General features: G+C 58.6%; 11 protein-coding genes and 1 tRNA gene. 4 read left to right on the top strand and 8 right to left on the bottom strand.

The genetic code is table 11. The annotated features are described in order from the left end of the window. The gene (locus ACQZ45_RS25750; RefSeq protein WP_080849873.1) at window positions 1-987 is read left to right on the top strand and encodes a beta-ketoacyl-ACP synthase III; all 987 of its coding nucleotides are present in this window, start codon (window positions 1-3) and stop codon (window positions 985-987) included. 122 nt (window positions 988-1109) lie between these two features. On the opposite strand, the gene ACQZ45_RS25745 is transcribed toward ACQZ45_RS25750, so the two are convergent. Continuing rightward, window positions 1110-1183 (bottom strand) — tRNA-Gln (locus ACQZ45_RS25745). Window positions 1184-1306: 123 nt separating this feature from the next. Next, window positions 1307-1744 (bottom strand): Lrp/AsnC family transcriptional regulator, encoded by a 438-nt coding sequence (locus tag ACQZ45_RS25740; RefSeq protein ID WP_004431612.1) that lies wholly within the window; start codon window positions 1742-1744, stop codon window positions 1307-1309. A 132-nt stretch (window positions 1745-1876) separates the two neighbouring features. On the opposite strand from ACQZ45_RS25740, the gene rocF reads away from it, so the two are divergent. After that, window positions 1877-2797: an arginase gene (gene rocF, locus ACQZ45_RS25735; protein WP_025595246.1), complete on the top strand. Its 921-nt coding sequence runs from the start codon at window positions 1877-1879 to the stop codon at window positions 2795-2797. Window positions 2798-2810: 13 nt separating this feature from the next. Beyond that, window positions 2811-3866 carry an ornithine cyclodeaminase gene (locus ACQZ45_RS25730; RefSeq protein ID WP_080849872.1) on the top strand — a complete coding sequence of 352 codons (1056 nt, stop codon included), beginning with the start codon at window positions 2811-2813 and terminating at the stop codon, window positions 3864-3866. Between the two features lie 23 nt (window positions 3867-3889). Here ACQZ45_RS25730 and ACQZ45_RS25725 read toward each other — a convergent pair whose 3' ends face one another. From ACQZ45_RS25725 to ACQZ45_RS25705, 5 genes are all read right to left on the bottom strand, one after another. Continuing rightward, on the bottom strand, window positions 3890-4774 hold the full coding sequence (locus ACQZ45_RS25725; protein WP_041694708.1) for a DMT family transporter: 885 nt from the start codon (window positions 4772-4774) through the stop codon (window positions 3890-3892). Between the two features lie 264 nt (window positions 4775-5038). Beyond that, window positions 5039-6031: an inositol 2-dehydrogenase gene (iolG, locus tag ACQZ45_RS25720; protein WP_080849871.1), complete on the bottom strand. Its 993-nt coding sequence runs from the start codon at window positions 6029-6031 to the stop codon at window positions 5039-5041. Between the two features lie 232 nt (window positions 6032-6263). Continuing rightward, window positions 6264-7514, bottom strand: a complete 1251-nt coding sequence (locus ACQZ45_RS25715; protein ID WP_080849870.1) for an adenylate/guanylate cyclase domain-containing protein — start codon at window positions 7512-7514, stop codon at window positions 6264-6266. Window positions 7515-7738: 224 nt separating this feature from the next. Continuing rightward, window positions 7739-7969: a helix-turn-helix domain-containing protein gene (locus ACQZ45_RS25710; RefSeq protein WP_004431634.1), complete on the bottom strand. Its 231-nt coding sequence runs from the start codon at window positions 7967-7969 to the stop codon at window positions 7739-7741. A 257-nt stretch (window positions 7970-8226) separates the two neighbouring features. Beyond that, a complete protein-coding gene (locus ACQZ45_RS25705) occupies window positions 8227-9342 on the bottom strand; it encodes an RHE_PE00001 family protein (protein WP_080849869.1) in 1116 nt (371 codons plus the stop codon). 222 nt (window positions 9343-9564) lie between these two features. Between ACQZ45_RS25705 and ACQZ45_RS25700 the strand changes: the two genes are divergently transcribed. Next, complete coding sequence (locus ACQZ45_RS25700) at window positions 9565-10869, top strand: MFS transporter (RefSeq protein WP_004431639.1); 1305 nt, start codon at window positions 9565-9567, stop codon at window positions 10867-10869. A gap of 62 nt (window positions 10870-10931) precedes the next feature. Here ACQZ45_RS25700 and ACQZ45_RS25695 read toward each other — a convergent pair whose 3' ends face one another. Next, window positions 10932-12269, bottom strand: coding sequence for a sensor histidine kinase (locus ACQZ45_RS25695; protein ID WP_080849868.1), 1338 nt, complete (start codon window positions 12267-12269; stop codon window positions 10932-10934). Window positions 12270-12275 lie beyond the last annotated feature (6 nt).

Here is a 12275-nt window from a genome sequence, read left to right as displayed (position 1 = left end):
ATGCAGACCCGTTCTTCCCGCATGGCTGGCTTCGGGCATGCCGTGCCAGTGCGATGTGTCCGCAACGCGGAGATTGAGACGCGTCTTGGGCTGGAGGCTGGCTGGATAGAGCGTCGGACGGGGATACGCACACGTTATTGGGCGCAAGAGGGCGAGACGCTGAGCGGCCTTGCCGAAAAAGCCGGCCGCATGGCACTGGAAAACGCGAAAATTGGCGCCGAGGATATCGCACTGACATTGCTTGCGACCTCCACACCAGACCATCTTTTGCCGCCTTCGGCCCCGCTGCTTGCGCACCAGTTGGGCCTCACACAATCCGGGGCGATCGATCTTGCCGGGGCCTGTTCCGGTTTTCTCTATGCGCTCACTCTTGCGGATGGTTTTGTCCGCACCCACGGCCGCGCGGTGCTGGTTGTTGCCGCCAATATCTTAAGCCGTCGTATCAATCCGGCGGAAAGGGCAACTGCGGTTCTGTTCGCCGATGCTGCCGGCGCCGTCGTGCTTGTCCCCTGCCGGGATGCGCAGCGCGGCTTTTTGTCTGCCGATCTCGTTTCGGATGGGAGCGGTTACGACCTGATCCAGATCGCGGCGGGCGGCAGCAGCCAGCCTTTTTCCAATGATACAGAGGCTGAAGATACCCTGATGACGATGCGGGACGGCCGCGAAGTCTTTTCCCGTGCGGTCGCCGCGATGACGCAGACCTCACAGCGCGCTCTGCAACGCGCAGAAATGACGGCCACCGATATCCAGCGGTTCGTGCCGCATCAGGCCAATGCCCGCATGTTCGATGCCGTCTGCGGCAATATCGGCATCGACCGGCAAAAGACGGTACGTACAGTCGAAACCTTCGGCAACTCTTCTGCCGCCACTATTCCGCTTTCGCTTTCCGTTTCCAATGCTGAGCGGCCCATCACGGAGGGTGAAACGCTGTTATTGACGGCGGCAGGGGCGGGGATGACTGGGGGGGCGGTGGTGTATCGAGGCTAGGCCAGCTGGATACGGAAATGTCTGAGTCGGATCGAGCCGCGCGCACAACGTTGGCAGATATAGGCAGAGCGCGGTGATGCAGCTCAAGTGCTCGAAACAGTTTGATTTTGTTTGGAGAAATTTGGCTGGGGAACCTGGACTCGAACCAAGATTAACGGAGTCAGAGTCCGTCGTTCTACCATTGAACTATTCCCCAAAAGCCTGAAGCGGGTTACCGCGTTCGCTTTGGTGGGTCGTCATATAGATGATTTCTTGCGAGGCGCAAGTCGAAAAAATCGAAAAATGCGTTTTCGTCGCTCTTTTGCGTCTGTCTCCTGCGTCAGAGCCGCGCACGGGTGGAGCGTGGGGTGGAGAGCAGAAGGCTGGTCTCGCTGCCGGTAATGCCAGGGACAAGGCGGATACGGCGGAGCACCGCGTCGAAATCGCTGAGAGTGGCGGCGTTAAGTTCTACGATCAGGTCCCAGCGGCCGTTCGTGCTGTGAATTTCGGATATTTCCGGGAAACCGCCGAGCGTGCGGATGACGCGGTCCGTCACATGGCCTTCAATCTCGATCATCATGATGCCGCGGATCGCCGCCTCCACCGCATCGGCACGCAGGATGACGGTGTAACCGATGATAGTGCCGTCATTTTCCATTTTTTCGATGCGTGAGCGTACCGTTGCGCGCGAGGTTTCCGTCTCGATCGCCAGATCGGAAATGCTGCGTCTGCCGTTATGCCTCAAAAGGGTCACGAGCCGTTCGTCGAGATCATCCATTGGTAGCCATTCTGATAAATAGATTTGACCAAATCGATAGCCTATTTCGATAATATTGCCAATATTTGATGTTCATTCCGCCATGTCTGTGTGGTTTAGTGAGGTTATCGGTTTATAAAAGCGAGGGCTCAAATGGATATCAGGCTGATCGGTGCGCCGTTGCAAATCGGAGCCGGGCAATTGGGGTGTGAGATGGGGCCGAGTGCGTATCGCATCGCCGGTCTCACGCGGGCGCTCGAAGATCTGGGCCATCGGGTGGTCGATACCGGCAATGTGACGCCGGCGCCGCTGAGGGAGTTTAGCCACCCCAATCCGGCGGTGCATCATCTCGCTGAGACGGTGGCCTGGACCGAGGCGCTGACGGAGGCCGCCTATCGCGAAAGTGCTGCCGCCGTGCCGATCTTTCTTGGCGGCGACCACGCAATTTCCGCGGGAACCGTCGCCGGCATGGCGCGGCGGGTGGCGGAGAGTGGCCGGCCGTTTTTCGTGCTCTGGCTCGATGCCCATACTGATTACCACACGCTTGAAACGACGCGCAGTGGCAACCTGCATGGCACGCCGGTCGCCTATTTCAGTGGTCGCGACGGATTTTCGGGTTACTTCCCCCCGCTCTCCCATGCAGTTCCTGAGGAAAATATCGGCATGATCGGCATCCGCAGCGTCGATCCGGCCGAGAGAGCCGCACTGGAAGACAGCGGCATCACCGTTCACGACATGCGCTCGATAGACGAGCATGGTGTCGCGGTTCTGCTGCGCGCGTTCCTTGCGCGGGTGCAGGCGGCAAACGGCCTGTTGCATGTCAGTCTCGATGTCGATTTCCTGGAACCGTCGATCGCGCCTGCGGTCGGCACCACTGTTCCGGGTGGGGCGACGTTCCGTGAGGCGCATCTGGTGATGGAGATGCTGCATGATAGCGGGCTTGTGTGCAGTCTCGATCTCGTGGAGCTTAACCCGTTTCTTGATGAGCGCGGCAGGACGGCGACGCTGATGGTCGACCTGGCTGCCAGCCTGATGGGCAAGCGGGTTATGGACCGCCCGACGCGGGCCGGCTGAGGGGGATGATGCAATGACGATTATACCGAACCTTAATATCGTACCTTTCGTCAGCGTCGATCATATGATGAAACTCGTGCTGCGCGTGGGGATCGATACGTTTCTGCGCGAGCTGGCCGACGTGGTGGAAGAGGATTTCCGCCGCTGGGAAAGTTTCGACAAGACGCCGCGCATCGCATCGCATTCCCAAGAGGGCGTTATCGAGCTGATGCCGACCAGTGATGGAACGCTGTATGGCTTCAAATATGTGAACGGCCATCCGAAAAACATGAAGGAGGGCCGCCAGACGGTGACTGCTTTTGGGGTGCTTTCCGATGTCGGCAACGGCTATCCGCTGCTCCTGTCCGAAATGACCATTCTGACGGCGCTGCGCACCGCTGCTACTTCGGCTGTCGCTGCAAAACACCTAGCCCGCAAAAATGCCCGCTCGATGGCCATCATCGGCAATGGCGCGCAGAGCGAGTTCCAGGCGCGGGCCTTCAAGGCCATTCTCGGCATCGACACGGTGCGGCTTTTCGATATCGACCGGACCGCCAGTGAAAAATGCGCCCGCAATCTTGCCGGGCAGGGCTTTACCATCGAAATTTGCGATAGTGCGCAGAGCGCAGTGGAGGGTGCAGATATCATCACCACCGTCACGGCTGACAAGCAATATGCGACAATCCTGACCGACAACATGGTTGGTCCCGGCATTCACATCAATGCCGTCGGCGGCGATTGTCCCGGCAAGACGGAACTGCACCGGGACATTCTGCTGCGGTCGGACATTTTTGTCGAATACCCACCGCAGACGCGCATCGAAGGTGAAATCCAGCAATTGCCCGAAGACTACCCCGTCACTGAGCTATGGCAGGTCATATCGGGTGAAAAGCACGGGCGGGTAAACGACAGGCAGATCACGCTGTTCGACAGCGTCGGTTTCGCGACCGAGGATTTTTCGGCGCTGCGTTATGTGCGCTCGAAACTGGCCGCCACCGGGCTTTATACGGAGCTGGATTTGCTGGCCGATCCGGATGAGCCGCGCGACCTGTTTGGAATGCTTCTGCGTTGCGAGGCGGCTCTCGCCTGAGAGGACGTTCAACGGGAATGACGTCAGTCAGCCCGCCTGCGTTCCCTGCGGGCAACGGCATGTTCCCGCCAGATGGTAAAGAGACCGGCGGCGATCACGATTGCAGCACCCAGAACCATGTTGGATGTCACGACCTCGCCATAGATGGTGACGCCGATGATGGAGACGAGCACGAGCTGGTAATAGGAAAACGGCTGCACGGAGGCCGCATCCGCCAGCTCGAATGCCTTGATCAGGCAATAATGGCCGCTCATGCCGGTAATGCACAGCGCCAGCATCCAGCCCCAATCCTGGGGTGCAAGGCTAACCCAATAAAACGGACCCACCAGCGTCAGCGCTGCCGCACCGGCCACGCCGGTATAAAAGAAGCTCGTCATCGCTGAATCGCTCTTGCTGCCAAGGCGGGTCAGGACGCTGTAGAGCGCAAGCATGAAGGCGGCGATGAAAGTGATCAGCAGGCGGTTGTCGAACCCTTCGCCATCAGGTTTCAGAATGACGAGAACGCCGATGAAGCCGACAAAAATGGCGCACCAGCGCCGCCAGCCCACATGTTCGCCAAGCAACGGCACGGACAGTGCGGCGACGATCAGCGGCGCCGAAGCGAGGATGGAGTGGCTGTGCGCCAACCCGACAACGGCGAAGGAGAAAATGGAAAAAACAATCTGTACGGCAAGAAGGACGCCGCGGCTGATCTGCAGCCACGGACGGTTTGCCATGACAGCGCCCCGAATGCCGCCAGAGGACCTTGCAGCCATCAACAAAACGAAGACGGCGAAGGCCCAGTATCGAAGCATGGCGACGAAGACGGGCGGATAAGAACTGCCAAGATGTTTGGATATGCCATCCTGCGCTGCAAAGATCGTGAATGCTATGAGCGCATAAAGATAACCGGTCTTGGGTGATGGCATAAATAAACCACTGTCCGGCTGTTGCCGGCAAAAAGAGGATTCGGCGTGAATAAGGTGAACAGCAGCCATATGGTCTGGCCGTATCTTGTCAGACAACCTTATTTTCCGAATAGCTGCCATGCAAGTCCGAAGACTGCCTCTGCCCGGTCAAGTTCACGGGTGGCGCCGATGCTGGCGAAAGCTCTGCGAATAGCTGTTTTCCTGTCCGCCATGCGTTAACGCACCGCGGACAGGATGTCGGTTACGGAGTGATTTCTGCGTCGATCAGCCGATCGTCACGGCCGCCTTCGAGGTGACGGATTTCAGCGCAGCGTCGGCCAGTTTCAATGCGATCAGCCCATCCTTGATGGAGGGTGACGGAGCCACATTGTTTTCGATGCAATCGATGAAAGCGGTAATTTCCGCCGCGTAGGCCGCCGTATAACGCGTCATGAAGAAATCATGCAGCGGCGGGCGGGTGTAGCCCTCAGCATTGGCGATCTCGATGGAGACCGGCCGCTGGTTCTCGGCCGCAGCCGAACCGAGCGAACCATGCACTTCGATACGCTGGTCGTACCCATAGGTCGCGCGTCGCGAATTCGAAATGCTGGCTTGCCTGCCGCTTTTCGTCGTCAGAATGATGCTGGCGCTATCGAAATCGCCGAGTGCACCGATCTCCGGATTGACGAGAACGGAACCGGTGGCGAATACGCTTTCCACTTCCTCGCCGAGCAGGAACCGCGCCATGTCGAAATCATGAATAGTCATGTCACGGAAAATGCCGCCGGAAACCTTGATGTATTCGGCTGGCGGCGGGCCGGGATCGCGGCTGGTGATGGTCACCATTTCGACCTTGCCGATGCGGCCATCCTCGATTGCCTTGTGCACGGCCTGGAAATGCGGATCGAAACGCCGGTTGAAACCGAGCATCACCTTTGCACCGGTTTCCTCAACCACCTTGGCGCAGGCTTCCGCACGGCCCACATCCAGATCGACGGGTTTTTCGCAGAAGATGGCCTTGCCGGCACGGGCGAAACGCTCGATCAGATCGGCATGGGTGTTGGTCGGCGTGCAGATGATGACGGCATCGATCGTCTTGTCAGCCAGAACCTCGTCGATTGTGCTGACCTTGCACTGCGCTTCGCGGGCGATTGCTTCCGCAGCACCGGCAACGGCGTCCACAACGGCCACCAGCTTCGCACGGCTGTCGGTGGTGATCGCCTTGGCGTGGACCTTGCCGATCCGTCCAGCGCCGAGCAGTGCCAATTTCGTAACCATCTTTCCTCCGGTTCCTCACACCCGTCTTCCACTCCCGGAAAGACAGAATATGAACGCAAACAATGTTTCGATATGGAATATATGTTCTATTTTGCTAGATCGACATCGGAGGCGTGTCAAGCGTTTTGACGACGGGCAGGGCAGCGGAAATCATCTCTTCGGGAGGTTGCGCAGCACAGGTGAGCGCTGAGTTGAGAAAGCGTTGAAACGGGGACAAAGTCCTGACCGGCAGTCAGTCGACAGAGGGTGCGAGGACCTCATGTTGGGGAAGCGCATAAACCTCGACCGGGGTTTCAAGGCCGCGCAGGAGCCATGGGCCAAGATTGTCCAGCTTGTCCTCATGTCCGGCCATACGGACGAATTCTTCGGAAAACAGGACGTTGCGGCCGGTTTCCTTTGTCAGGGTTTCAAGCCGTGATGCGATGTTTACGGCCGGACCGATGACGGTAAAATCGAGGCGGGTTTTCGAGCCGATATTGCCATACATGACATCGCCGACATGGACGCCGATGCCGTAACCCAGAGGGTCATGGCCTTTCTGGCAATTGATGTCGTTGAGGGCAACGAGACTTTTCTGTGCGCTGGCAATGGCTTTCAGCAGGTTTTCACAAGCCTGCGGATCGCTGAGCGGGAAAATCGCCAGCAACCCATCGCCCATGAATTTCAGGATTTCACCACCGAATTCCTCGATCGGATCGCACATCGCGTCGAAATAACCGTTCAGCAATTCGATCACATCATCGCGCGGCCAGAGGTCGGAAATATGGGTGAAGTTGCGCAGGTCGCAGATCAGGATCGCCGCGCCGACCGTTATGCCGCTGCCGCGCGTCGTTGCGCCATTGAGGATTTTTTCGCCCGCATGCGGCCCGACATAGGTCTCCAGCAGGGTGCGCGTCATGCGGTTTTTCAGGCGAATTTCGCTGACCAGCGCGAGCGCCGGTAGCAGGTTTTTCAACGCAAGGACTTCCGCTTCCAAAAAGCCACCGGGCCGATCGCTGGAAAAAGTGGCGACATGGCGCTTGCCGAACGTATGTTCGATCGGCCAGGCGAAATAATCCGTCAGCCCGTCGGCGCGCAATTCCTCATAGATCGGATAAGCGGATGGCTCGATTTCGTCGCCGGTCAGCCGGTGGCGGATTTCGGTTGCGCCCTGATGGATGTCGTTGATGGGGCTGTTCAGATATTCGGGCGAGCTCTCCGCCCCATAGCCATAGGTGGTGATCTCGGCCGACGATATGCCGGCCTTCCACAGGATGCGCGCGCCAAGCCATTGCGGGTGACGAATGCGGAAGGCAAGTGCGCCCCGCGCTATGGAAATTCCACTTTCGCGCAACCTGCTACACAGCTCGAAGAATATCTCATCGATAAAGCGCTCGTCCTTCGTGCCGGTGACGAGCCAGTCGAGAATTTCCGTTTTCTCCGTTGGCCACAATTCATCCAATGCTGAAGAAACCCGTTCTTCGGTGTTAAGGCTGAGTGTCATGGCAGGATTCCGGAAATTATTGGTGCTCTCGCGCAGGCGGGCCACATGGCGAACATGTCCCGTGCGGACATCATGTGGTGCCGGATAACGGAAATGTTAAGAGAGCGGAGCGGAAAATGTTCCGGAGAGACTTGTAGCGTTCAAACCGTTACGCGCGCCGCCCGGATGTTGCGTGAACATCGTCCCCGGCGGCGCTGAGATTTGGTTCGGATCGTTGTGAACGATCAGATAACGGTTTCGACTGGAATATGCAGGGCGGCGGCAACGCGCCTGATGCGCAGAGGATCGCTGTCTGAGCCGTCTTCCAGGGCGCGGATTTCATTGGCTGTCAGGCCGCAGGTGATGGCAAGCTGATCGACCGTATATCCGGCGAGATTGCGCGCCATCAGGACTTTTCGGGCGAAAGGAGCATCTGTTTCCTGATCGGAATCGAGTTGTGAGACTGAAATTGTCATTTTTTGCATCTCCCTCATGGTGGACACTTTAATGCGGATGGCAAAGAAAGGTTGCCGGAGCCGAATGCGACCGCGTTACCGGAGAAAAATCGTGTTGCAACGCAGCGAGAACATAGCCGCTTCATCCACCTACGCAATAGTTAAATTTTGTTAAGATTCGTGATCGCAGGATTCCCGCGGGATTTATCGCAGGAACAAGGGGTTGAGAAAAATACTATTTTTCCGGGGTTTAGGCGGATGAAGACTGGCGGCCTGTGCTACAGCATGCCCCAGGCACGGAAGCGGCCGCGGCCCGTAACCTCCCTCAACTCCAGCTGATTGGCGAGCCCTATCGCGCCCTGCGGCGTGGTGCCGAGTTCCCTGACGATCATGGCCGCCGAAACCACCGGCCGGGAGACGACAAGCTCCACCAGGTCTGGAAGACGCGAAGACGAGCGTCGGCCGGCCAGCTTGCGCATCATGCGTTCTCTGGCGTGGGTCAGCCTGTCATGTTCCTTCATGCTGGCCAGCGCCGCCTCGTAAAAGCTGTCGAGAAGGGCGACTAGGCGTTGCGTCTGGTTTCTGGCGTGCCGGCGCTCGCGCGGGACGGCACGAAGACCAGCGCTGAGCGCCGGCAGGTGGTCGGGAGAGACAGCCCCGTCGCGCAGAAAAGCGGCGGCCATGAGCCTGCCGAGCCAGGGGCTGCGTTGCAGAACCTCGATCATATTCCAGGCATCCAGCAGGATCGCGGTGCGCAGGATTGGGGGCAGCTCCTCCGTCTGGCCAAGGACCTGCCGCCATTCCTTCAGCCTTTCCTCCTCGTCCCAGTCGGGATCGTTGATCATCGGATGGGCCTCTTCCCGATGTGTCACCGGCGCAAGGGTGGTGCCGGCGGTGATCGCGTCCAAGGTCGCGGCGCTTCGCGCCAGAAGTGCGTCCAGCTCTGAAAAGGCCCCGTCCAGCGGTGTCTCGCCGTCTGCATCAGCCTCTTCGTTGCCGGAATGATCCACCGTTTCCGGGGTAAATGCCGTCGCGTCGGCGGCAATTCCCATTCTTCCGCGCAGACGGGAAAGGCCTGGTGCAGTGAAGGCCCAGCCTGGCGCGTTTGAAAAAATCAGCCGCCTTGAGCGGACGATCCGGTGCGCCGCCGTCATTTCATGGGTTGGCGCCCGCACATCCATATGGGCGTCATGCAGGACCAGATCTTCCATATGGACAAGTTCGCCATCCACCCACATGGAGGAAATCGCGTCGGTAAAGTCCTGCCTTTCGATGAAGCCGTGTTTCATCGGCGACCGGCTTATCCTCTCGTCCAGTCGTGCCAGCGCTTCACCCGCGCGCGCGGCGGGGATGAGAAGCTTTTCGATATGGATGTCCGATGTATCGTAAATCATTGATATTTTTTAGTTTGAGCACGGCCGGGTGACAAGGCGTATTAGAATGGTCCGGCGCGGAAGAGGGCGAGTAGACGCTGCCATTGCCATGCTGCGATGCGGCGTAAACTTGCGCATTGCAATATGGCGGGTATATACCCCCTCCGAGAGCGACAAATTATCACACCTTCCGTTCGCCCTTCCACCTCCAGGCGAGATGAATTGGAGTTTACCGTGAATATTATGGCAAATGGTCCCGCTACGGCACCGGATCAGAAAACCCGTTTGAAATCCATTATCGGCGGATCGGCGGGCAACCTCGTCGAATGGTACGACTGGTACGTTTATTCGGCCTTCACCCTTTATTTCGCGCCGGTGTTTTTCCCTTCCGGAAACCAGACCGCTGAATTGCTGAGCGCGGCCGCCGTTTTTGCCGTCGGATTTCTGATGCGGCCCATCGGTGCGTGGTTCATGGGAACCTATGCCGACCGCAAGGGCCGCAAGGCCGGCCTGACCTTGTCCGTTACCTTGATGTGCCTCGGCTCGCTGTTGATCGCAATTACACCCGGCCACGAGACGATCGGCATTGCAGCGCCTGCCATTCTGGTGTTTGCCCGCCTGCTGCAGGGCATCAGCGTCGGCGGTGAATATGGCGCCAGCGCGACCTATCTCAGCGAAATGGCCGGCAAGAACCGTCGCGGCTTCTTCTCCAGTTTCCAGTATGTGACGCTGATTTCCGGCCAGCTTCTGGCGCTGGCGGTGTTGCTGGTTCTGCAACGGGTTCTGACACCCGAGCAGCTCGGCGCCTGGGGCTGGCGCATTCCCTTCTTCATCGGTGGCGTTCTTGCAATTGCGGTGTTTTACATCCGTCGCGGCCTTGCCGAGACGCAGTCCTTTGAAAATGCCAAGGCGGGCAACGCGGACAAGCCGAAATCGAGCGGATGGGCGCTGTTCAAGCACTACCCGCGGGAAGCGATGATGGTCATGGCGCTGACATCTGGCGGCACGCTCGCCTTTTACGCCTACACGACCTATCTGCAGAAATTCCTCGTCAATACCTCCGGATTCAGCAAGGAAAGCGCGACCGAAATCACCACGGCAGCCCTCTTCGTCTTCATGCTGTGCCAGCCGATTGCCGGTGCACTGTCGGACAAGGTGGGTCGCAAGCCGCTGATGGTCGGCTTCGGCATTCTTGGAACGCTGTTCACCTATCTCATCTTCACGACGCTGGCGACGACAACCGACCCGATCATGGCTTTCGCTCTCGTTCTGGTCGGCCTGTTGATCGTCACCGGCTACACTTCCATCAATGCGGTGGTGAAGGCGGAAATGTTCCCCGCCCACATCCGGGCGCTCGGTGTGGCTCTGCCCTACGCGCTAGCGAACACGATTTTCGGGGGAACGGCAGAATTCGTAGCCTTGAAGTTCAAGCAGATCGGCCACGAAAACTGGTTCTTCTGGTACGTTACGATCATGATTGCGCTGTCGCTGGTGGTTTATGTGAAGATGCGCGATACGCGCGACCACAGCCATATTCACGAGGATTGAGCGGCCACAATTATACCAGCGAAAGCCCCGCCCCCTGGCGGGGCTTTTTGTTTTCAGCGCATTCAGGCGTCTTCGACCGGAAGCACGATGCGGGCCTCAAAACCGTCCTGTCTGCCGGGTGCGGGGGAGGATAGCACGAGTTCGCCGCCAATCTGTTCCATCAGGCTTCTGACGATAGCGAGGCCAAGCCCGGTGCCATCAGCCTTGGACGGGCCTCGGACAAAGCGCGTCGTCAGTTTGGGAAGAAGCGCCTTGTCGATCGCCGCGCCGGAATTGACGACGCGGATCGTGCCGTTCTCTTCGGCCAGTATGTGCACCGGGCTTTCCGCCGGACTGTGGATCAGGGCGTTTTCGAGAAGGTTGCGGATGATGATGCCGAAGGCATCCGTGCCCAGCTTGCAGTTCAGGCCGCCTTCGCAGCGATTGGTGAAGCGGATGCGGGACGTGCCGATCGCCGTTCTGCTCATATCGTCGATGATGAGCTCGAGAATGGGGATGAGGTCGGTCGCCGTGTCTGTTACCCCGATCCTTGCTTCCGCGCGCGACATCTGCAGCAGTTTTTCGGCGAGATGGCCGAGATGCATCAGGGCTTTCTCGATATTTTCCACGCGCGGTGCAAGTTCAGGCGGAATATCGGCGTGCAGCCGCTGCGCCTGCGCCAGCGCCCCGGCAATCGGCGTGCGCAATTCATGGGCGCTGTTGGCGGTAAACTCCCTTTCCGCTTCGATTGTCGATCGCAGCCGCCTCAGCAGCAGATTGACCGAGCGGGCAATCGGGTGAAGTTCAGCCGGAAACGGCTGGGTTTCCAGCGGCGCGAGATTGCCGCCGTCTTTTTTCCCGATCTCGTCGCGCAAGGTCTGTATCGGTTGCAGGGTTTTGCGCACTACGAAGATAACGGCAAAGATGCTGGCGGGGATAAGAATGAGAACGGGCAGCAAAATTGCAGTGCCGGCTTCCTCGATTGCCTCACGCCGGTTGGCGAAGGCATCTGCGACCTGAAGGAAGTAATTCCCGTCCGGTGTCGCCACCGTGTAGATGCGCTGGGTCGCCGTTTCAGAAAAACCTGGGTCGAGAGAGACCTCGAAAGGTTCGGTCGAACTGTCATGCGAATGAAGGACGACCTGTCCTTCCCGGTCGCGAACCTGATAGGTCAGATATTCCGCCGCATGTGCAGACTGGTTGAGTTTTTGCGAGGCGGGACCCGTGTTGTTTTCCCTGAGATCGTCTACCAGCAGTGGCAGCAGTCTTTCGGCTGTTTCCTCAACGCCAGCGTCGAAAATTTCAGCGAACTCGTCCTGCATCACCATGACGCCCAACCCGCAGGCGATAAACCAGGATATGGCGACAACGCTCGTCAGCGCCGTGACGAGCTTGCGGGTCATGCTGGTTGGTCTGGCCATTTCTGT

Source organism: Agrobacterium sp. 16-2014-1-2a, from assembly GCF_053522705.1.
The sequence above is the reverse complement of the archived record's forward strand: the minus strand, read 5'-3'. Positions and strand labels throughout refer to the sequence as shown.

What these genes read in the sequence shown, in the direction of transcription:
- ACQZ45_RS25700 (WP_004431639.1), top strand. Translation starts at nt 9,565, where the DNA reads ATGGCAAATGGTCCCGCTACGGCACCGGATCAGAAAACCCGTTTGAAA.
- ACQZ45_RS25750 (WP_080849873.1), top strand. Translation starts at nt 1, where the DNA reads ATGCAGACCCGTTCTTCCCGCATGGCTGGCTTCGGGCATGCCGTGCCA.
- iolG (WP_080849871.1), bottom strand. Translation starts at nt 6,031, where the DNA reads ATGGTTACGAAATTGGCACTGCTCGGCGCTGGACGGATCGGCAAGGTC.
- ACQZ45_RS25715 (WP_080849870.1), bottom strand. Translation starts at nt 7,514, where the DNA reads ATGACACTCAGCCTTAACACCGAAGAACGGGTTTCTTCAGCATTGGAT.
- ACQZ45_RS25695 (WP_080849868.1), bottom strand. Translation starts at nt 12,269, where the DNA reads ATGGCCAGACCAACCAGCATGACCCGCAAGCTCGTCACGGCGCTGACG.
- ACQZ45_RS25710 (WP_004431634.1), bottom strand. Translation starts at nt 7,969, where the DNA reads ATGACAATTTCAGTCTCACAACTCGATTCCGATCAGGAAACAGATGCT.
- ACQZ45_RS25725 (WP_041694708.1), bottom strand. Translation starts at nt 4,774, where the DNA reads ATGCCATCACCCAAGACCGGTTATCTTTATGCGCTCATAGCATTCACG.
- ACQZ45_RS25705 (WP_080849869.1), bottom strand. Translation starts at nt 9,342, where the DNA reads ATGATTTACGATACATCGGACATCCATATCGAAAAGCTTCTCATCCCC.
- ACQZ45_RS25740 (WP_004431612.1), bottom strand. Translation starts at nt 1,744, where the DNA reads ATGGATGATCTCGACGAACGGCTCGTGACCCTTTTGAGGCATAACGGC.
- ACQZ45_RS25730 (WP_080849872.1), top strand. Translation starts at nt 2,811, where the DNA reads ATGACGATTATACCGAACCTTAATATCGTACCTTTCGTCAGCGTCGAT.
- rocF (WP_025595246.1), top strand. Translation starts at nt 1,877, where the DNA reads ATGGATATCAGGCTGATCGGTGCGCCGTTGCAAATCGGAGCCGGGCAA.